Origin of the sequence: Fibrobacter sp. (assembly GCF_017551775.1) — a bacterium.
Taxonomy (GTDB): Bacteria; Fibrobacterota; Fibrobacteria; order Fibrobacterales; family Fibrobacteraceae; genus Fibrobacter.
Genome location: NZ_JAFZKX010000065.1, coordinates 15,404 through 36,331, shown reverse-complemented (window position 1 = coordinate 36,331; position 20,928 = coordinate 15,404). Strand labels below are relative to the sequence as shown.

21 protein-coding genes and 1 pseudogene are annotated in these 20,928 nt (G+C 49.4%); 17 read left to right on the top strand and 5 right to left on the bottom strand.

Annotated elements, in window-relative coordinates:
* Positions 1–8 precede the first annotated feature (8 nt).
* Complete coding sequence (locus IK012_RS07525; protein ID WP_290952633.1) at positions 9–725, bottom strand: AgmX/PglI C-terminal domain-containing protein; 717 nt, start codon at positions 723–725, stop codon at positions 9–11.
* A gap of 85 nt (positions 726–810) precedes the next feature.
* On the opposite strand from IK012_RS07525, the gene IK012_RS07520 reads away from it, so the two are divergent.
* The 6 genes from IK012_RS07520 to IK012_RS07495 all read left to right on the top strand — a co-directional run bounded on the left by IK012_RS07520 (position 811) and on the right by IK012_RS07495 (position 6,868).
* Positions 811–1,635, top strand: a complete 825-nt coding sequence (locus IK012_RS07520) for a TIGR02147 family protein (protein WP_290952630.1) — start codon at positions 811–813, stop codon at positions 1,633–1,635.
* A gap of 54 nt (positions 1,636–1,689) precedes the next feature.
* Entirely contained in the window at positions 1,690–3,312 is a 1,623-nt protein-coding gene (locus IK012_RS07515; RefSeq protein ID WP_290952628.1) for a hypothetical protein, read from the top strand.
* Positions 3,313–3,397: 85 nt separating this feature from the next.
* Positions 3,398–3,589: a 4Fe-4S binding protein gene (locus IK012_RS07510; protein WP_290952624.1), complete on the top strand. Its 192-nt coding sequence runs from the start codon at positions 3,398–3,400 to the stop codon at positions 3,587–3,589.
* On the top strand, positions 3,582–4,799 hold the full coding sequence (locus IK012_RS07505) for an NAD(P)/FAD-dependent oxidoreductase (RefSeq protein ID WP_290952621.1): 1,218 nt from the start codon (positions 3,582–3,584) through the stop codon (positions 4,797–4,799). Before IK012_RS07510 ends, IK012_RS07505 begins: the two co-directional genes overlap by 8 nt.
* Positions 4,800–4,827: 28 nt before the next feature.
* Positions 4,828–5,490, top strand: a complete 663-nt coding sequence (locus tag IK012_RS07500; protein WP_290952618.1) for a type II secretion system protein — start codon at positions 4,828–4,830, stop codon at positions 5,488–5,490.
* Positions 5,491–5,635: 145 nt separating this feature from the next.
* Entirely contained in the window at positions 5,636–6,868 is a 1,233-nt protein-coding gene (locus tag IK012_RS07495) for a type II secretion system protein (RefSeq protein WP_290952616.1), read from the top strand.
* Positions 6,869–6,870: 2 nt separating this feature from the next.
* On the opposite strand, the gene IK012_RS07490 is transcribed toward IK012_RS07495, so the two are convergent.
* Together IK012_RS07490 and IK012_RS07485 are read right to left on the bottom strand one after the other, a co-directional pair.
* Positions 6,871–7,590, bottom strand: coding sequence for an NAD(P)H-binding protein (locus IK012_RS07490; RefSeq protein ID WP_290952613.1), 720 nt, complete (start codon positions 7,588–7,590; stop codon positions 6,871–6,873).
* A 9-nt stretch (positions 7,591–7,599) separates the two neighbouring features.
* Entirely contained in the window at positions 7,600–9,648 is a 2,049-nt protein-coding gene (locus tag IK012_RS07485) for a fibrobacter succinogenes major paralogous domain-containing protein (protein WP_290952610.1), read from the bottom strand.
* A 332-nt stretch (positions 9,649–9,980) separates the two neighbouring features.
* Between IK012_RS07485 and IK012_RS07480 the strand changes: the two genes are divergently transcribed.
* The 11 genes and pseudogenes from IK012_RS07480 to IK012_RS07430 all read left to right on the top strand — a co-directional run bounded on the left by IK012_RS07480 (position 9,981) and on the right by IK012_RS07430 (position 19,062).
* Positions 9,981–10,217 (top strand): hypothetical protein, encoded by a 237-nt coding sequence (locus IK012_RS07480; RefSeq protein ID WP_290952607.1) that lies wholly within the window; start codon positions 9,981–9,983, stop codon positions 10,215–10,217.
* Positions 10,218–10,781: 564 nt separating this feature from the next.
* The gene (locus IK012_RS07475; protein WP_290952604.1) at positions 10,782–11,138 is read left to right on the top strand and encodes a DUF2019 domain-containing protein; all 357 of its coding nucleotides are present in this window, start codon (positions 10,782–10,784) and stop codon (positions 11,136–11,138) included.
* Between the two features lie 15 nt (positions 11,139–11,153).
* Positions 11,154–11,501 (top strand): hypothetical protein, encoded by a 348-nt coding sequence (locus IK012_RS07470; protein WP_290952601.1) that lies wholly within the window; start codon positions 11,154–11,156, stop codon positions 11,499–11,501.
* A 55-nt stretch (positions 11,502–11,556) separates the two neighbouring features.
* The gene (locus IK012_RS07465) at positions 11,557–12,345 is read left to right on the top strand and encodes a hypothetical protein (RefSeq protein WP_290952598.1); all 789 of its coding nucleotides are present in this window, start codon (positions 11,557–11,559) and stop codon (positions 12,343–12,345) included.
* 151 nt (positions 12,346–12,496) lie between these two features.
* Positions 12,497–12,658, top strand: a complete 162-nt coding sequence (locus tag IK012_RS07460) for a hypothetical protein (RefSeq protein WP_290952595.1) — start codon at positions 12,497–12,499, stop codon at positions 12,656–12,658.
* Positions 12,659–12,660: 2 nt separating this feature from the next.
* Positions 12,661–13,092 (top strand): annotated as a pseudogene (locus IK012_RS07455) (zeta toxin family protein); the annotation flags it as partial.
* A gap of 57 nt (positions 13,093–13,149) precedes the next feature.
* On the top strand, positions 13,150–13,776 hold the full coding sequence (locus IK012_RS07450; RefSeq protein ID WP_290952588.1) for a hypothetical protein: 627 nt from the start codon (positions 13,150–13,152) through the stop codon (positions 13,774–13,776).
* 291 nt (positions 13,777–14,067) lie between these two features.
* The gene (locus IK012_RS07445) at positions 14,068–14,475 is read left to right on the top strand and encodes a hypothetical protein (RefSeq protein WP_290952585.1); all 408 of its coding nucleotides are present in this window, start codon (positions 14,068–14,070) and stop codon (positions 14,473–14,475) included.
* Positions 14,476–14,592: 117 nt separating this feature from the next.
* Positions 14,593–15,204 carry a hypothetical protein gene (locus tag IK012_RS07440; protein ID WP_290952582.1) on the top strand — a complete coding sequence of 204 codons (612 nt, stop codon included), beginning with the start codon at positions 14,593–14,595 and terminating at the stop codon, positions 15,202–15,204.
* Positions 15,201–16,436, top strand: coding sequence for a hypothetical protein (locus IK012_RS07435; RefSeq protein WP_290952579.1), 1,236 nt, complete (start codon positions 15,201–15,203; stop codon positions 16,434–16,436). Before IK012_RS07440 ends, IK012_RS07435 begins: the two co-directional genes overlap by 4 nt.
* 151 nt (positions 16,437–16,587) lie before the next feature.
* On the top strand, positions 16,588–19,062 hold the full coding sequence (locus tag IK012_RS07430; protein ID WP_290952576.1) for a glycogen/starch/alpha-glucan phosphorylase: 2,475 nt from the start codon (positions 16,588–16,590) through the stop codon (positions 19,060–19,062).
* 201 nt (positions 19,063–19,263) lie between these two features.
* On the opposite strand, the gene IK012_RS07425 is transcribed toward IK012_RS07430, so the two are convergent.
* Both IK012_RS07425 and IK012_RS07420 read right to left on the bottom strand, forming a co-directional pair.
* Positions 19,264–20,205 carry a Gfo/Idh/MocA family oxidoreductase gene (locus IK012_RS07425; protein WP_290952575.1) on the bottom strand — a complete coding sequence of 314 codons (942 nt, stop codon included), beginning with the start codon at positions 20,203–20,205 and terminating at the stop codon, positions 19,264–19,266.
* A complete protein-coding gene (locus IK012_RS07420) occupies positions 20,202–20,924 on the bottom strand; it encodes a 4'-phosphopantetheinyl transferase superfamily protein (RefSeq protein WP_290952573.1) in 723 nt (240 codons plus the stop codon). The genes IK012_RS07425 and IK012_RS07420 overlap by 4 nt, the downstream gene beginning before the upstream one ends.
* Positions 20,925–20,928: the final 4 nt, after the last annotated feature.

Here is a 20,928-nt window from a genome sequence, read left to right as displayed (position 1 = left end):
CAAAAGAATCATTCAGAGAATGTAAAAGGTATGGTCACAGTGGTATTACCGCTCGTCACCTTGTTAAACTCCCAAGAAGCGACAGCGTCCTTGATACGCTCATCGAATTTGTCGTAGCCGGTCGTGGACGATTCTATGGAAATATTTATCACCTTGCCGTCCGGAGCAATCGTGAACTTCAAGACCACACGGCCTTGGAACTTCCTTTTTTTCAGATGCTCATTGTAGACGACGCGCAATTCCTTCAAACGCAAGCGTACCACCGCCATAATATCACCAGAAGTGCGGCCATTTCCTGTCCCCTTATCAACGCTGCGGTCGACAACGGAGCCGTCGCCGTTGATGCACCGTTCGCTATCGCAGATTCCTCCGGCACGTCTCCCTGCGTTATTTTTCCCGTTTGCGAATTTTGAATAACATTCATCGAGAGCCGATTTCAAAAAGGAGTTGTATTCCGGAGACTCCCTGTTTTTTTGGTAATCGGCCTCGTATTTCAAATATTCGGATTCGCCGTATTTCTGCTGCAACCTACCAAGAGCGCACCCGCAAACCTGTTCGCTTTCCATCCGCGTACAGCTCTTCATGAACACGTTTTTCGTTTCCGCGGAATAAACTGTTTTTTCAGGCTTGCTCCCCTGCGTAGCAATAGACGTCACTCCGATTGCAATCAGAGCGACACCCACAAAAGCAAGCAGTCCAAGCGTTATGTTATTGGAATTTCGCATAATCCAAATATATACAAATATACGGCAAAAACAATGTTCTCAAAAAACAAATACATTTTTAGCAAAAATTATGTATATTTGAAGCGTGAACCGCTTTTTAGACATTTATCAATTTACGCATTTCCGCAAGTTCCTGGAAGAATACCAGGCGGCCCGCACAAAGGCGGAGCCGAGCTTCACGCGCACCGAAATCTGCAACCTGCTCGGGCTAGAAAAGAGCCGCAGCTACTTTGCCGATGTTCTCAGGGGCAAGAAGGTTTCCCCCCGCATGGTGGCCAAGTTCATCGAAATCCTCGAACTCGACAAGAAAGAGGCGAAGTATTTCGAGACGATGGTAAAACTCGACCAGGCCAAAAACGATTCCGCACGCAACGCCGCGATGCAGGAACTGCTGAAACTGCACCCGAACCCGCAGCACATCCTGAACGAGGACGCCTACGAGTATTACAGCCGCTGGTACCACAGCGCGCTCTTCGCCATCCTCGACGCGATGGACGTGGGCGACGACATGGCGCCCGTGCAAAAGAGAATTTTCCCGAAGGTCCCGCTCGGAAAGTTGAAGGATTCTCTCGCCCTGTTGGAACGTCTCGGGCTTGCGCGCAAAAACGCGGACGGATTCTGGAAACCGACCCGAGAAAGCATCAGCAGCGGGCCGTACAACAACGCGGAACTCATCAAGCAATACCAATTGCAGTGCTTCGAACTATCGAAGCAGGCACTCATCACGCCGCCCAAAAAACCGACAGTAATGAGCACGCTCACGTTCAGCATCTCGAGCGAGGCGTACAAGCAACTCGAAGCGGAACTGCAGGAATTCAAGGCGAAGGCAAGGCGCATCATCGGCGAAGACAAGGAAAAGGCCGACGGCGTCTACCAGATGAACATTCACCTGTTTTCGAATTTGGAGTGACGTAGTCATCCTGAGCGGAGCGCAGCGAAGTCGAAGGATCCAGAAGAGGTTTTTATGACTAGAATGATGAAGTTTAATAGTGTATTCTTTTTTGGTGCGGCGGCACTGCTGTCGTTTATGGCTTGCAGCAACGGCACGGACACTGCGGGCGTCATCACCGAAACGGAATCGGGACAGACGGCATCCGTGTACCTCGCCGGCACCGTCAAGGATCCGGAAGGCACGCCAATCGCCTATGCACGCGTGCTGTTCACCGAACTGGATTCCAACCACCACACCATCGTGCGCGACTCCACCGAAGCCGACGCCGACGGAAAGTTCTCCTTCGGGAAAATTGTCGGCTGTACGGAATTCAACAAGCACGACAACTGCTACATAGTCCGCCTGCTCGCCAAGGCCGGAACAAAGGACGCTCCCCTGCTCGGCATCAGCAGAACGTTCAACGACATGAACCACGAGGATTCCCTGGACATCGACATCGAGGCAGGCGCCCCCGCAACAGTCGTATTGTACACAAACTACCTTGACCGCACCACCGACAAGATCGATTCCATCTGCTTCGGCGGAACCTTCATCTGCGCCACGATAACCGATGCCGACAGGGAAAAAGGCTTCATCACCATCACGGATGTTCCCGTAGGGACCCTCCAGGAAATGTATGCGTGGGACAGCAAGTACGCATCGAACAGACTCTTCCATCACGAAATACTCGCGGGTCAGACCTACTTCATGGGCAGCAGCACTTCGGGCTACCCCTTCGATTCCACCAAGTTCGCCCTCCCCACGAAGGTCGTCAAGTTCATGGATTCGCTCGGGCTCGAGCCCCAAATTGTCAACCTGCCCGTACCCGTCATGGTGAAGGATCCCCAAAAGTCCGACCGCCTCGTAGACGAGCACGGAAACACATTCTATTACGCGAACGTTGCAAACGAAACGCAGACGAACAGGCTCTGGTACATGATCGATACCCTGGGCAAGGACAGCACGAAGGCCCGCTGGCTCGGCAATGGCATTGTAAGCGGTTCCGACTACTGGTTCTTCAGTTATCACATGGATGCCGCGGCCCAGCCCGGAACTTCATTTGACGACAGCCTATTTGCAAAACACCATTATGTTGGTAGAGTCTGCGTCATGTACAATTCTCCCAAGTGGTCCGTTGACGACGGGTGCACCATCGAGGGAGAATACGACACGCAGGACAGCAGCATCGGCATCAGTTTCTGGATAACCGCAGACGCGGGCAGCTTCGCAAGTGAAGACAGCGCCGCCAGCCAGAAGTTCATCCTTTCCGCAGGCAACGATTCCGCCGGGTTCAAGATTGCCCCGTGCGAAAAGGACCCGGAAAATATCTGCGCCCAGGTGTTCTCGGGCGTGGATTCCCTGGACACGCGCATCTACGGGAAATCCAAGGCGTTGGACGGCAAGCGCCACCACGTTTCTTTCATCATCTACTGGAAGCATATCGCCATTGCCATCGACGGCGAAACCGTGCACAGCACCGACATGAAACTCGGAGAAAAGTTCTATGACGGCTTCGCCGGGATCCAGGTCGGTGACTTCGCACTCGAAGACCTGTTCATCTACGAGCCCGACAGCCGCATTCTAAATGCAAGCGAGAAGGACTGGGCCCGCCTCAAGGCATGGCTCATGGCCTACTACGAGATGCAAAAACAGTAGATGTTTATCACCCAATGTCTCCCGGGCGCAGTTCCGGGGTCACCGATAAACACGCACTGTCTGCATTTTTGTATATTCTGCAGTAATGAAAACTCTCGTCCACGACAGAAAGGTTTGTCTCGCCTGCGCGGGCTGTGTAGGCCTGTGCCCCAAGATGGCGCTTGACATGTACGGCCTCGACCTGCAAATCGACAGCGAAAAGTGCATCAAGTGCGGCATCTGCGCAAAGGCGTGCCCCGTCGGTGCGCTCAAGATTACGGAGGCAAACGATGCTTGATTCCAATTACGATGTCGTGGTGATTGGCGCGGGGCCCGGCGGTTCCGTTGCCGCAAGGAACCTCGCACGGGCGGGGCACAAGGTATTGCTCCTCGAAAAACGCGAACGCATCGGCTTCCCGGTACGTTGCGGGGAGGCGAGCACCACGCTGGCCGACCTACAGACCTACGGCCCCATCGACGAGAGCTGCATAGAAACCATTATCAACGGGCTCTACATCTACGGCCCGAACGGCGTGAACATCGAAGTCCCGAAACCGAATACGGGCATCATGCTCAATCGCGAAATTTTCGACCCGTGGCTCGCGAAACTCGCAGCCGATGACGGAGCCCAGGTTGAAACCTGCGCACGCGCGGAATTCGTGGGTGGCGTCGAAGGCGACAGGCGCATGGTCCGCGTCGTTCTCGGCAAGGGCGACGGGTGCGGCGCCGTGACGGCAACCGAAACCCAGGAAATTTTTGCGAGGATGGTCATCGCCGCCGATGGCGTCGAAAGCCGCATCGGTCGCATGGTGGGCCTGGACTGCGGACAGAACCCGCGCGAAACCTGCACGGGCGTCGACATCCAGGTACAGGGCCTTTTGACCAAGCCCGACTACCTCACCTTTTGGCAGGGCCACGACTTTATCAACGACGGCTATATCTGGAGTTTCCCGAAGCAGAAGTCGAACGTCACTAACTTCGGCGCCGGCTTCCTCGCCGCGGGCAAGCACGCGGGCAACATCCTCGAAGTCACCATGGAATGGCTCGAAAAGCTCTTCCCGGGCGCAAAGATCAACCACACCGTCGGCGGGCTCGTTCCCGTCTCCAGCACGCTCAAGGACTACACGCTCGACCGCTTCGCCCTCGTGGGCGACGCCGCCCACCACACCAACCCGCTCACGGGTGGTGGTATCGCTGCCGCGATGAGGGCCGGTCGATTCTGCGCCGAATACGTGGACAAGGGATTGAGGGAGACTTCCGGCGAAGCCGCGAGCCTCAGCAAGAAGTTCCTGAAACAATACGAAAAGCGCTGCCACGACCGCTTCGGCAAGACGCACGATTTCGAATACAAGTTCCGCAGGTTCCTGCTCGCCATCAACCGCGAAGACCAAATCGGGCTGTACAAGGTATTGCAGGGGTTCGCCCTGAGCGGATACAAGAAGCGCGCCTTCCTCAAGACGCCCGTCCAGACCGCCAAATACCTCGTTAAGTTCGCAAAGTTCAAATAGAAAACACAATCGCAGCAAGGGTTCAGCCATGACGAAAAGAAAAGGTTTTACTCTCATAGAACTGATGGCAGTCATCGTCATCATGGGTGTCCTTGCGGCCGTAGCCGTGCCCAAACTGTTCGGCCTCTCGGCCAAGACAAAGGCTGCCGAAGTCCCCACGGCCGCAGGTACCTATATCCACCTGCAAGACGCCCACATTCACAGCGACCACACCGTCGGCACGTGGAAAGAAATCGGCTACTACGCTCCCGGCAACGGGAGGACAAACAACTTCATTTACAGGGACTGCGTCCGGTCCGGCACCACCTTGCAAAAGGACGGGGGCAACCTCACAAGCTGGCAGGCTTCGAACGTGGCCGTCCTCAATTCCTGTTCCGCAAACAGTTCCTGGGCTATCATCCTGGTTCCCGTCGCAGACGACAACGCCAATTTCCAGCAGCTCGTTTCTTCGCCAGATTGCGCAGCGCTTACCAGCAGCTGGAACATAGGCGACATTGACGCCAGCGCCTGCACATCGGCAAGCAACGACAACGGAAACGAAATCGACAACGACAAGAACAACGGCAACGGCAAAAATAACGGTAATGGCAACGGAAACGGAAACGGCAAAAACAATGGTAATGGCAACGGTAATGGCAAAAACAACGGCAATGGTAACGGCAACGGTAACGGAAACAGCAATAAAAACTAGCCGTAAAACCACCGTAAAGCCACATTCCAAGTTGGACTAAGGCAAAACAGAATATTTTTTTGGAGCCCTAGGCTCTTTTCCGCCCTTCAATGTTTTATTTTTCTTACGGTTTACTTTTCCGAGTTTCTCGGGAAGGAGTTTTCGTATGATGAAGAAGGGCGGATTTACCCTAGTCGAAGTAATGGTCGTCATCATCGCCTTGGGCGTGCTCGCAGCCGTGGGCCTACCCAAAATGTTTGGCGTCATCGCAAAAGCAAAGGCATCGGAAATACCCGTCGCCGCAGGTACCTACATCAGCCTGCAGAACACCTACCTGCACGAAAACAACGGCGTAGGCAGCTGGCAGAACATCGGCTACGGAGCCCCGGACGGCGGCCAGAGCGAATACTTCGAGTACAGAGGCTGCATCCAGGGGACCATCGCCCTCAAGCCCAACGGGAAACGCATGGTCGGATGGCAGGCCTTCAACAGATCCAAGCTCAACGACTGTCAGCCGTACAGCGCCTGGTCGATAGTCCTGGAACCCCTCGACGTCCACGAACTCCGATACAGGCATCTAGTCTCCTCGGGCGAATGCGGCGCGCTGACAACCAGCTGGGACATAGGGAACGCGGGCGTAGGCGCATGCGAAGCCACCGCCGAAATCACCTCCGACACCCCGCCCGACACGGAAGAAGAACCGGAAGATACGAACGAAGAACCGCCCAGCGACCCCACCCCGTCCAGCACCGGCAGCACCCAGAGTTCCAACAGCAACCAGAGTTCTTCGAGCAATAGCCAGGTAGACTGCGAAGCGTTAATGGCCACGGGACACGCCAGCGACCCCAGAAATATCAAGGGCGGTCACTGCGGATGGTGCTACGTGCAGGAATGCAGGCTAGCAGTCAACAAGGGACAGAGCGGCCTCAGCGTCGACGAGTGTGTAAGGCTGTGCGACTACGAAAAGGACCATGACATCGATAGCGAAATTAAAAAATACGAAGAAGAGCAGAAACAAAAACAGAAAGAACAGCAAGAGCAACAAGAACAACAAGAACAACAAGAACAGCAAGAACAGCAAGAACAGCAAGGACAGCAAGGACAGCAAGGACAAGAAGGCCAGTCCGGAGGCAACGGCAATGGACAGGGCAGCGGTTCCGGGAACGAGGCCGGTGGAGTCTACATGCACGACGACACGCCATTAATCAAAGACCAGAACGGCAACGACGTGGATTATGAATCGCTCCCCGACGAAATCAGTTGCAAGACAAGCGATTGTTGCACAAGCTACAAGGGAAACAGCGGCAAATGCGCCAGCTACAAGAGCATACCGAAGTCCCAGTGCGCGGTCTACGACACCGACACAAGGACATGCACACAAACGGTTGAAAACCCTTAAGTTCAGTTCTCCCGGAAAAAAGCATCCGCATTCGTACTCGACAGCACGCGGTTGTATATGATGCGCTTGCCCTTCACGCCGTCGCTTGCGCACACGTGGTCGGAAGGCGGCTTCAGGAGCGAAGCCACCAGGTGGGCCGCGACCGATTCCGCAAACACAGGGCGAATCCTTGCTGGGATAATCGCGAGGTGACCGCCGAACAGCTTCTGCATCAATTCTTCGCCAAAGCGCTTGTCGCGGTGTTTCCCGAGCAATAGCGAAGGTCTCACCAGCGTGAGCGACTCGAAGTTCATCATGGTGAGCCCTTCTTCGAGCATGCCCTTCAGGCGGTTGTAGAAGAACGGCGAATGCGAATTCGCGCCCTGCGCGCTCACGCAGAGGAAATGCTTCACGCCGGCTTTTTTCGCGACGGCGGCCAGCGTCAGCGGGAGTCTCAAATCAATCCTTTCTTGCGCGGGTTTGCTGCCCGCCTGCTTGATTGTCGTGCCCAGGCAGCATATCGCCGCGTCGAGGCCCGCAAACTTCTCGCGCAGCTTGTCCACCTGTTCAAAGTCGACCACATCGAAATCGATTTTTGCGGCACCTTCCAAGATTCCCGTTTCGGCGGGCTCGGGCACGCGGCGTACCGGGCAGTACACATGCTCCACCTGGTCAAGGCGCACCAGGAGTTTCAGGACATTTTTTCCAATCAGGCCGGTCGAACCGAAAAGCGCAACTTTCATACTGTAAATTTAGTCCTTTACGCAGCGGACAGAATAGCCGTTATCTTTATCGCCATATTCTAGGCCAATTCCGCCATACTTGTATTCAAAAGAGGCGAGATGCACTTTTCCTCCTTTATTCCTGCTTATAAACACCTCCGAGGACGTCCAGAAAAGCGCCTGTTCACCCTCGCCTCGGTAATCGCTATGTTTTTTCGATTCATACTTTTCATCAGCATGCAAGTAATGAATCTCTCTCAGAAGATTAAGAATTGCCTTACTATTTAACCTGTCGCTCACCCTGAATCCCGTCGGTAGCACAGAGAACCCGAACAAATCCGTCCCCTTCCGTTCACTTCCACATAGCAAAAGATTCTTGCACATCGGTCCCGACGAGTCTACCACACTTTTCCATCCCGTCCTGGATTTGAGCATGTCGGCGGAAACCGAATCATTGTACACTTCATGGCTCAGTTCTATTTTCAAGTCCAGAATTTCCTTATAGCTCGGCAGATGCCAACCGGCTGGGCAGGCATCCGTTGCTGGCTCCCATTTATAAAGGCGGCCATACTGGAAACAGGTCAGTTCGTCATCATCGTAGCAATAGCTTCCTTCCGTCCTGTAATTCAGGTTTTCCGCCATCCACGTCTGCTTGCCTATGACAACCGTCCTGTATTTTTGCCCGTCACGTTCATCCGTCATAATCCCGCTACGATAATCCGTCACGTTATAATCCGTTACAAGTCTAAAATCATCCATCTTAAATTTTACCGCATTTTCAACTTTTGCAGGCGACGGTTCCTTGGTCTTTTTTGCAGTTTTTTCCTTGAAGCAACGGACAGCACACCAATACGGACCTCCAAAGAAGTCATCTTCGGTATAGAAAGAGTTGTAGTTCGCCTCATCCATCATATACTCCATTGTCATGGCATACTTGAAATTGCTTTCAGAATCAAACCCGTCAGAACTCCAGAAGCACACATTCTCGCCGCGATCGCTTTCGGGCAAGGCGGTAAACGAAAATGCATCTATGCCATTGCCGTCCGTCATTATGCTTTTCCTTCTAGTTCTTATCGGTTTTGTACTCACATAATGGTCGCTTTCCCAAACATGCCAATGCCATCCTGTCCTGGATTTTAGCATTTTGGCAGCGGTCGATGACCCGCCTACATTTTCAAACAACGTAAGGAACTCTTTCATTTTCGGCAAGCGCCATCCTGACGGGCAAGCGTCTTTTGCCGCCCCCCAAGTGTAGAGGCGCCCGTACTTGTCGCAATTACTTGTGCTATCTTCGTAGCAAGCGCTACCATCTGCCTCGTAATTCAGGTTTTCCGCCATCCACGTCTGGTCGCCAATAGTGACCGTCCTGTAGGTCAAACCATCACGAAAGTCCTTTATATGCCCATTACGGTAATCCGGCATAATATAATCCGGAATAAACTTGACAAACCCTTTGTCTTTCTTGAAAGAAAAAGGCTCCGCAGATTCATCCTTGACACAGCGAACGTTATACCAGGAATCGCTAATCCTCGGCAGGCTACCTGCATAGTTTATAAACACACTATCGCTATAATAACTCAGGCTTACATAGTATATAAAGTTGTCATCTCCCTCGGAAATCCAGAAGTTCGCGTCCCAGCTCCTCCTGATATCGGGACTGGCAGAGAACGAGAACGCATCCGTGCCGTTGCCAGCCGATTCCTTGCCCGACATGTCGCGCCAACCATGTTTTGACTTGAGCATTTTCCCTGCGACCGACTTCCCGCCCACGGCTTCGAACAACATCTCAAATTCGCTTTTACTCGGAAGATGCCAACCCGCAGGACATGCGATCATTGCACTTTTCCATTCGTACAGCTGCCCTTCCCTGGCGCAAGCAGCATAATCGCCCCCATAGCAACGGCTATAGTCTGCTTCGTAATTCAGGTTCTCCGCCATCCACGTCTGCGAGCCGATTGTGGCTGTCTTGTAGACGTGGCCATCGCGCAAATCCATGAACGAGCCCGTCACGGCGGAAGTCGCCGCCATCGCAGCAACCGCCATCAGCGCAATCAAGATGAAAGGCAACCTCTTCAACATGTTTTAAATATATGTTATTTAATCAATTTGAGTTCAAAAATACGTCCCTTACATACTATTTTGCCTGTTGGAGGGCTTTAGTATGTAATTTTCGCAAAATCACAAATAAACTAACAATCAAAAAGCACTTTTAACAGTTTATTTTACATACTAACAAAGCATTTTCCGACATCTAGTATGTAAAGCATCACGCGAATTCCCCCACACGTCCACATTCTTACATACTTTTTCATCTCTTTTGCCGTTTTAGTATGTAAGAGTGTCAAAAAAGCCACCCCAAACCATGTGCAAGCCACCTCTTAGGACGACTTTTCTTTTTTATCTTTATCATTATGGCATTCTTCACTAGATCAAACCTCGACGACCTGCGCCGCGAAGCGGACCAGCTTTCCATCTGCGTGGAGCACTTCCTGTACGCCTCCGAAATCGTCCCCGAATGGGACGAAAAAACCAAGGGGTTTTACGACAACTGCATCGAAAAATGCAACGGCCGCCTCAAGGCCATCCACTTCCTGATGGAAAACATCCGCACCCAGAAGGAATCGGCCCCAGAATCCGACGAACCCTAGGACCACCCCGCCCAGTTGTTCAGACGGCCAGATTTTACTATTGTTATTTCTAATAAGCGAATAGAAAAAGGCCCCGAACGTGACAAACTGGATTAAAACAGTCAATTCCACGAACGTCATCTTCCTGATTATTTCAACAATAATCTGCGTTTTGCAGTATGCTGTTTTTCGTGTAGATCGTTTTGTTGCTGCTGGTGTTTATGATTCACATGGGAATCCCGATACATTCTACACCCGCGATTTAATGAGTCTAGGTAGTGATGACAACGGAATCATGTTTACCATGATGCTTTTCAGGATTATTTTCATTTTTATTACTTTGCTAAACTTGAAAAAGCGGTGCTTGAAATTTTTCATCATTCCATTTCTTTTTGACATATTGTGCCTATGCCTAATATCAGATACGACAAGCATTGGCCGGACAATTGTTGACAACGGCGTTTTTCTTGCATGGTTCTTGATATGGATTATTAGTTTTGTAGGCTGCATTTTTGTGATGTATCGTCAATGCGTGCGATAATCGAGCAACTTGGATTGGAATTTTAGTAAGTGCGGAGCGTCAAAATGAAGAAGAAAAACTCTCACGAAAACTTGATTTTAGAATATGCTTACCTTTCAGATTTGTATGGCGACGCAATAGAAACGGGCAACCATAAAAAGGCGAATAAAGCCTACGACGAATTGATGGCAGTTTATCAGCAAATCAAGGCTCAAGGTGCTTTGACCAGCGATGCTTTTCATGAATTACTTTCCGCTCCGTCTATGGGAACAAGGCTTTGGGCCGCAACGCATTATCTTGTAATTTCGCATGAGGAATCTAAAAAGGTTTTGACCGCCCTTGGCGAAGTTTCGAACAGTCTGCTGGCCGTATCTGCCAAAATGACACTTGACGAATGGAAAAAAGGAAATTTAATTTTGTAAGTTTGATAAAAGACGATGAATAAAAACGATTATGCTGCGACAAGAATCTTTTTAAAGGGCTTCTCAATTGTTGCCCTTCTGGGTTCTTTTCTAGGTTCTTTCGTATTTACTTGCTTGGCGCTGTTGGCTCCATTACGTCCGTATACGGAAGCAGAAATAGAAACAATAGTAGATGATGATTGTGTTGCTTTTATTGGTGTAGCATGTTGTTTCAGTCTTTTCTTATTGGCCATATCATTGATAATTCTAAAATTTGGAAAATTTGATTTTTCAAGAAAGCTGCCTACGAAGATTGTTTATATGTTCTGGATTGTGGTTACTATGGCAAGATTGTTTTATGTAATCCCTTATTTTCACGGTTAGTTTTGTGTTTGCCAAAATCCTTATGAAATTAATTACATGCAAAATAACTGTTGTCATGACGATTTTGGCATTCGTCTGTTATGCATATTCAGAGGATGACGCTTGGGATGAAACGTTTCCTGTTTATGTGAATATCACAAAAAAGTATATGAACGTTGGCGCCGAAGGCGGTCATCTGCCTGATGTCTTCTATACAATGCAATTGGACCGTTACGGCTCCCGCTACGTTTCTCTTGATAAGGAAAACGAGGGCGATCCCGGTCGCATCGTGTGGGCCTTGTACACTGAAAAGAACGGCATGTTGGACAGCGCGATTGAGGATGAAAACGGCAAATTGTACAAGTCGGTTGGCGGTGGGACCGGCGGTAGGATCCCGCCCCCATTAAAAGAAAAACTAAAGCTCCGCGATTCGGAAAATGTTGTTGTCGCCCCTTTGTCTGCTTTTGACGAAATTGCAGTTGATTTGAAGAGCCTCAAAGGGGATGGCTGCCCATTGTGCGATCGAGTCAAGATTACTTTTGTTTTAGAACTCTATGGTGATAGAAAAAGCTTTATTCGACGCCTTCAGTCCTATGAACCATTATTCCAACAGGCACGCGAAGCAGGATTCTCGGTCATTAATTTTGCTTTAATTTGCGACGAAATCTCTTGTGGTGATTTGTCACTCTTTTTGGAGATGTTTCAATCAGTCGGTTTGGAACCGCCACCACCTCCAAAAAAGACGAAACTTCTCCACCTGCCCAGCACAAACGGTAATGTATTAAGACTCTTAGAACAAAAGAATAACATTGATAAAGTGCTAAAGGATATAGAGAAACTCGGAACAACTAAGAATTTCCAGTGAAGAGGCTGAAAAAGTTTTGTCTGCACTAGGTGAAGTCCCGAATAGCTTATTGGCGGTTTCTGCAAAATCACTCTTGAAGAGTGGGGAAAAGGACGTTTAGTTTACTCCGTTCCGCAAAAAAGAGTATATTTACAGAAAACGAGGTGGTAAAATGACTTTGGATACTTATAAGTTGACTAGCACCGAGGAACCATCGGACGAGCTTCTTTCACAGTTGATGAAAGAGGCTTTTGACGATGCCCGCAAGGCTGATGCCGAAGCCACCGCCCGTTATTTCGCCGAACTCAAATGCGCTGCAGCAAAAATCCGCTAGTTATGTCTCCGACTGAACATCGCCCTGTGCTAATCGTGATTGCCGGTCCAAATGGGTCTGGAAAAACGACAATTACATCCAAAATCCTTCGCCATGAATGGATGGAAGATGCTGTTTACATCAATCCCGATGTTGTTGCCCAGGATCGCTTTGGGGATTGGAATTCTCCTGAGGCGGTTCTTAAGGCTGTTCAGTATTGTGAATCTTTGCGTGAAGATTGCCTTAAACAGCGGAAAAGCCTCATTTTTGAGAGTGTTCTTTCTTCAGACGGCAAGGTCGATTTTATCAATCGAGCAAAACTGGCTGGTTATTTTATCCGTATCTTTTTTGTCGCTACGAGTCACCCGTCCATTAACGCTGCACGAATTGCTAAACGAGTGATGCAGGGCGGCCATGATGTTCCGATAACAAAAGTTATTTTCCGATACTATCAGTATTTATTTAAAGGAAAGACTCCCCCCAAAAATTAGGTTTTTGTAAAAGGTGAAGTTATGAAAGTTAAAACTCTGATAAGTATTTTATTGATTTCTTTGTTTTATGTTTCCTGTGGAGATAATTCTAAAGAATCCAATATATCTTTAGTAAATAAAAAAAGTAATTATAGTGATGAATTTGTGGAATTAGTTCAACGTTATGGTCAATACAGTGTTGTGCTGGCGATAATAAATATAAGTATGAGGCTGAATGAAAATTCAGAATTTGTGCGCATCATAGAAGATTGGGATTATGCTGATTATAAAGAAAATATTTTAAAAACTATTGATTCCAGTGAATCCTTTAATCAGGCGATACGCAATCAAGTGGAAACTTTAAAAAGAAAAAGATCGTTACAAAACATTATTGAATGTTGGTTGGAAATTTATAATTTTATTAATCATCTAAGGAAATTGAATTTTGACATGTCTTTTGAGGAATTCCTTTATAGCATTTCAGAAATGAAACCGATAATGGATAAATTTTTTCAAGAAAATGATATACAAGAGTGGTCCAGCATGTCGTATTCGCAAATGTATCTGTTAGATTATTATTTATGCAATTATTTGGCAAGTATTCCAGAATACGAAAGTATGAAATTACTAAGTGTCTTAACAAAATCGAGCGTTGATCATTTAGAATGACTCAAAAAAAAATAATCCGCTGATTTTTGGTATAAGATGAAAAAAAGTAGAATTGTGAAAATAAAATTGAAAAAATTAAACTGAAATTATGGGGAAGTCTAGTCGTTCTTTGATAAAAAATAAGTCCGCATTTGCAGGGCTCATACCGCAAAGCCTGCCGCGTCTGCAAGAAAATGGGATTGTTGATATGAATAGGCCTACAGTCATAAAAATTTTTCTCGGTGTCCTTGCGGTTGCCTCCTCTTTGAGTTCTCTTATGTTTTACGTACTCCCTTATTATCATGGTTGATTATGAATGAAAAAGAAACTTACCCAACCCAACGGAAGTGGATCAGAATCCTTTTTCTGCTTGTGCTGTTGTGCCTTGTGCTGTTTTGGTGCACGCACGAAGAAGACTATGTAGGAACGTATAAGTGCAAACACGAATATGGAGAGGAAACGATTACACTTTATCCAGACCATTCTTTTTTGCAGATATTTGCGGACAGCAATGGCGTTGATTCAAATGAGGGTAGATGGCGGACCGAATCAAATAGGTTTGTTCTTGATGGTTGGGTTATGTTTAAAGCCCCAATTCAGGATGAAGAAATTAGGTTTCGACTTTCGGAAGGAAAAAAGAGATTTGTTTTTACTGATGTAATAAACAACTGCATTATTATTCAGGAAGACCTTCCTGAATTCAACCCCTGTAAAGAATAATCCTATATTAACTACACGCTTCGCATTTCATAAAAAAGCACCTTTAAACGCTGGTTACAATATGCAACAAAAGCCACAGATAGGTAGGAAGAAATGAGAAAATATTTTGCCTTAGGCATGGTCGTCATCTTTTTATTGGGTTTCTTTTTAGGGCGAGAAACAAGCTCTAATTCTCCAAGTCCTTCCATCCAGACTCCTTTAACAAAGCAGCCTGAAGCATCGATAAACAAAACAGATTCCGTTCAAACAAAAACGGATGTCCAGTGTTTCGTCGAAGCCTTGATTATTTCGATTTATCCGAACACAGCCCTTCGCTTGAATAATTGCAAAGCAGCCCACGTTGATGTCTTGGAAAACGGTTTCAAGAAATTGGCGGTCAAAGATAATGGCAAAGATGTTTTAAAAGCCTTGGAAGATTATTCTCGCTCAAATGTGGAATTGGGAAATTTTGATTTTTTTATTAGTATGTTGATATATCAATTGTCTCTTGAAAATGAAACAATAGAGGGAGACCGTAAGAATTGGATCCTGTTTCCGCAAAATTTATTGATTCCTTATGAATCCACATATCCAGAAGCATATTATTATTTGGCTTTAGGTTATCTTCAGACATATTCTTCAAAAAATAATTGTAAAATTGCATTAGAATTTCACAATGAATATCGCAAGTTGGGCGGAAATATTGAAATTAAATTTGAAGACATCTGTAAGGATTTTGATCAAGAATGACCCTATACAAAGGCATGACAGTAAACGAGCGCCTGTTTTTAAGCGGACGGATGGATGAATTTGACGCACTGGTTCGTGCCAAAGATGTCAATGGGTTAAAAGCTCTTCTTAAAGATGTTGAAATTACTGACGAATCGTCAATGCGTGCGATAATTGAATCGCTCGGCTTGGAATATATGCCTCGCCAAAAAGAAACTCGCTGTGCTAAACGGAAGTGGATCAGAATCCTTTTTCTGCTTGCGCCGTTGTGCCTTGTCGTGCTGTTGGCAACTCTGTCTAATTGCCTATCCAATTTTTGGATGATCTTGAAAGATCCGACTTACATCATTCCCAAAGAATCGAACATCTTCCAATTCGAAGTGAACCAGATGAACGAGGGCTCGGGTGACTGGTGGATATATGGTCAGGACAACAAAAACTACTACTTCTTTTACGGTCTTGAATCGTTGCCTTACATAACATTTTCAAAAAACGATGCTCGTGCATGTAGCAACTTCGACAAGTTGAACATTAATACATGGTGCGGCAAATTTGCTGAACAAATCAAAGTCAGGGATACGACCGTGGCCTACGCAGAACTTCTAGACGATGGATGCGGAGTTCTGCTCTATCGTTCGAATTATCCGGATTTGCTATTCTTTGTCAGATTATCAGATTCGTCTTTATATGAAGTGGATAGCATTGTAGATTTCTATGAAGACTTTACGGTTTATCAATCAGAAACGGATTGGAAAAAAAACAGACGAGATGTATTGAAAAAAATGTATGAAGACATAATGGGATATCAATCAGAAACGGATTCGAAAAAAATGGACGACGGAGACCGGCTTAGAAAAATGATTGATTATGGAATGATTGTAGATCCTATAATGAATCGCTTTGCGGGGGAATTATTTATTGTTGATGATGATGGTATTTATGAATTATCGTTGTCTAGACGAACATTCAAAAGAGTAATTCACTATCACATGGCCTTAGATATATTTGAAACTTGTAGCGACAGTATGATTTGGAGGCTTCCAAATCCACAAAAAAGTATTTCCTCATCAGCTATTAGAGTATCTTTCCAAGACAGTAGCTTTTTTGAACTTACACCCAATGGAACTTTAAATATACAGGTTGTTGACAGCAATAGTTGCCTGAAAGTGAAAGGTGAATACAATCAAGTTCACTACGATTATGCGGAAGGCAAAAAATGCAATGCAAGGATACCTTTGTGCGAGCCGTTCTAATAGGGCGTATAGCAAAAAAATAGAATAAAGCCCCCTTCACCCCCGCTTTTATTAAAATCCTTTTACATTCGGGTGCAAATTTCCTACATTTTTTCACGTAAAATCGGGATTCCCGAATCTGATTTAAACCATAAACCCCATAGGCTAAGTCATGGCAAAAGCAACCAAGAAAGCAGAAGAAGTCGAAGTGCTCGGCACCGACGCGGAATCGTTCCGCAAGGCATTCACCGACCACATCCACCACACGCTCGCCCGTAACAAGATGACCGTGACCGACCACGAGAAGTTCCTCGCCGTCGCTTACGCCGTCCGCGACCGCCTCGTCGACCGCTGGATCAAGACCCAGAACACCTACTACGACAAGGACGTCAAGCGCGTCTACTACCTCTCCCTCGAATTCCTTATCGGCCGTACGCTCGGCAACTCCGTGCTGAACCTCGACGTCGAAAGCGCCGTTACTGAAGCGCTCGACGAAATCGGCATGACGCTCGAAGAACTCCGCGAACAGGAAGTCGACGCCGGTCTCGGCAACGGTGGTCTCGGCCGCCTCGCCGCCTGCTTCTTGGACTCCATGGCAACACTCGAACTCCCGGCCACCGGTATGGGTATCCGCTACGAATACGGCATGTTCAGCCAGAAGATCGTGAACGGCGAACAGGAAGAACAGCCGGACAACTGGCTGCGCCTCCCGAACCCCTGGGAAATCGCCCGTCCGGCGAACGCCATCAAGGTCCCGTTCTACGGCTACGTGGTGAGCTGGATGGACGACAAGGGCAAGCTCCGCAACCGCTGGGAAACGAAGGACTACGTTCTCGCCCTCCCGTACGACACTCCGATTCCGGGTTACAAGAACAACACCGTGAACAACCTGCGCCTCTGGAGCGCGAAGTCCACCGACGACTTCGGCCTCAGCTACTTCAACAACGGCGACTACATCGCCGCCGTGCAGGACATGGAACTCTCCGAGACCATCTCCAAGGTGCTGTACCCGAACGACTCCTCCATGAATGGTAAGGAACTGCGCCTCAAGCAGCAGTACTTCCTCTGCTCCGCTTCTCTGCAGGATATCATCCGCCGCTTCAAGAAGCTGCACAACAACGACTGGAAGCTCTTCCCCGAGAAGGTCGCCATCCAGCTGAACGATACGCACCCGGCAATCTCCATCGCCGAAATGATGCGCATCCTCCTCGACCTCGAGGACATGGAATGGGACGACGCCTGGGAAATCGTGACCAAGACGTTCGCCTACACGAACCACACCTTGATGCCTGAAGCCCTCGAAAAGTGGCCCGTCAGCCTGTTCGAAAAGCTCCTGCCGCGTCACCTCCAGATCATTTACGAAATCAACGCTCGCTTCCTGCGCATGGTCAGCATGAAGTGGCCCGGCGACAACGCCCGTCTCGCCCGCATGAGCCTCATCGAGGAAGGCGGCTGCAAGATGGTCCGCATGGCCTACCTCTCCATCGTGGGTTCGTTCGCCGTGAACGGCGTGGCCGCGCTCCACTCCGACCTCCTGAAGACCACCCTCTTCAAGGACTTCTACGAACTGTGGCCCGAAAAGTTCAACAACAAGACGAACGGCGTGACACCGCGTCGCTGGGTCCGCAAGGCCAACCCCGCCATGTCCGAACTCATCACCAGCAAGATTGGTGACAGCTGGGTCAAGGACCTCGACGACCTGAGAAAGCTCGAAAAGTTCGCGAAGGACGCTGCATTCCAGAAGGAATTCATGGCCGTCAAGAAGCAGAACAAGGAACGCCTCGCCAAGTACCTCAAGGAAACGCAGGGCGTGGACCTCGACACCGACATGTTCTTCGACGTGCAGGTGAAGCGCATCCACGAATACAAGCGCCAGCTTTTGAACATCCTCCACGCCATCCACCTGTACATCCAGCTGAAGGACGGCAAGGAAATCATGCCGCGCACCATCATGATCGGCGGTAAGTCCGCTCCGGGTTACTGGATGGCCAAGCAGATTATCCGCCTTGCGAACGCCGTGGCCGCCATCATCGACGCCGACCCGGTTTGCAAGGGCAAGCTCAAGATGGTGTTCCTCGAGAACTACCGCGTGTCCTTCGCCGAGAAGATCATCCCGGCCGCAGACCTCTCCGAACAGATTTCTACCGCGGGCACCGAAGCCTCGGGTACCGGCAACATGAAGTTCGCCCTCAACGGCGCGCTCACCATCGGTACGCTTGACGGCGCCAACGTGGAAATGAAGGAAGAAGTCGGCGACGAGAACATCTTTATCTTCGGTCTCACCGTCGAAGAAGTCACGGACCTGCTCGCCAAGGGCTACCGTCCGCGCGACTTCTACGAAAAGGACGACGACCTGCGCCGCGTAATTGACCTCATCGGTTCCGGCTTCTTCAGCCCGGACCGTCCGGACCTCTTCAAGCACATCGCCGAGAAGCTCCTCACCCACGACCCGTACATGCTCTGCGCGGACTTCCGCAGCTACGTGGACATGCAGGCCAAAGTGGCGAAGGAATACCAGAACAAGAAGGCATGGGCCGAGAAGGCGATCCTCAACGTCGCTCGCATGGGCAAGTTCAGTTCCGACCGTACCATCAAGCAGTACGCCGAAGAAATCTGGAACGCCAAGCCGTGCAGCATCAAGCTGTAATCCAGCGACAACCGCAATTAAAAATCCCGCGAGAAATCGCGGGATTTTTTCATTTTTTACGCTAACGTAAAAAAATATTCTTTTTACAAAAAAAAGAAATTTTTTCAGTTGCGAGCAGAGCAAGGCCGCAGACCCGAAGCCGTACAAATCGTACGGCGAGAGGTCGAGAACGCAGCTATGCGAAGCAAATGGAAAAATTATTTATCGACTGGCAGCCATTTTTACGCAGTCTGCCGCAGTCTGCGCCAGTCGCTTCCCCCAGTCACCGCACGCCCCGTCCAAAAGCTTCAAGAAGAACCGATGTTCGTTTTCGAGCGAATCGGGAATATGCGCGATTTCCCCGTTTTCAAGATAATGCGCCAGGCTCACGGTATAGCTGGATTCGGGCGAGCCGCCCTGCCGGCCATAACTGACAGAAATCGTGCGCACGTCCACGTCGCTATCGCGGTTCACATAAAAGTCCGCGGTCACGCCCCGGTACTGCCCTCGCACGACTTTCAGGCAGAGGCCCGCCCTATCGCAGGACTCGGCAGGGATACTCGACGAGACTTCGACATCTTCGTACCGGAAGAGCGTAAAGAACAGTCCCAAATCGTGCACCAGCAAATCGAGAGAAACATCCACGTCGCGGCAACGCGGGCAATACCTGTGCTCGCGCCGAAATTCAAGACGGACGGCGGGCACGTTTTTTGCGGACAGCTCGGGAGAGTTGCCGCGCATCAATTCGGAGTCACAGCTGTTTATTACATACAAACTATTCAATTCCAGCAAGAAGTGCTTGCGAAAATTCAGGAACAGCGGATTGAAGCATTCCGACTGCGCCACGAAAAGGAGTGTATCATTCCGAAGCGAGATGTCTACGAGTTCCTGGGCTTCTTCGCCAGTAATCGCGAGCGGCTTTTCGACCAGCACGGGGATTTTCTGTTCCAGGAAAAACTTCGCGTACCCGTAATGCGTAACCGCCGGAGTCGTCACGACCGCAAAATCGAATTCCTTGCCCGCGATGGAGGCGGCCAGCACGGACCTGTCGGAACATTCCTTGTCCAGCACGGCGACGAATTCCACTCCGCACGCCTCGAAGCGCGCACGGTGCCGCCCGCCCATAACTCCGTTACCGACGAGAATCGCCTTGTAACGCTTCATCGCAGAGCCTCTTTGTTTGGAATTCCTTCGTTAAACAACGGTTCACTCGCGAGATCGATTTCCCGCTGCACTATGCGGATACCTTCCGGCGCGCCCTTCAGGCAAAAAGCCGCGCAGTAGCCGCCATCATGGCTGACTTCGCGGAAGGTATATTCCGGCCTTGGCCCTTCGTGATCCAGCGAGATTCCTTCGGGAGCCATCGCCAGCGTAAACTTGTCCGGGGAAAGCGACATGCCGCGGCCCGTGACCTTCATATAACATTCCTTCAACGTCCAGAGCCTGCAAAATGCGGTATCTTGCGCATCGCCTTCCGGGAAGGATTGTATCCAACGGGTTTCGGATTCCTTGAAAAAACGTTCCGCAAGCCGGGAGCGTCCTTCCTTCACGCGTTCCACGTCGCAGCCCACTTCGCAAGGCGAAACCACGCACATCACGCGCTCCTTCGAATGGGAGAGATTGAAATGTACATCCGGAAAATCGCGGAACGCGGGCTTTCCGTTTTCGCCCAGCACCACATTCTCGTCGGCGCCCTCAATCCCAAAATCACGACACGCAAGGCGCAGCAGGAGGCCCACGCCAAGCGACTGCATGCGCCCGCTCTGGAACCTGAAACGCATCGCCTTCTCCCGACGATAAGCGGGAACAGTCCCGAGCAGCCGTTCAAAAACTGCGGAATCTTCCAGCGCCGAAATATCTGCCGTGTAGACGAGCGTATCCATGATG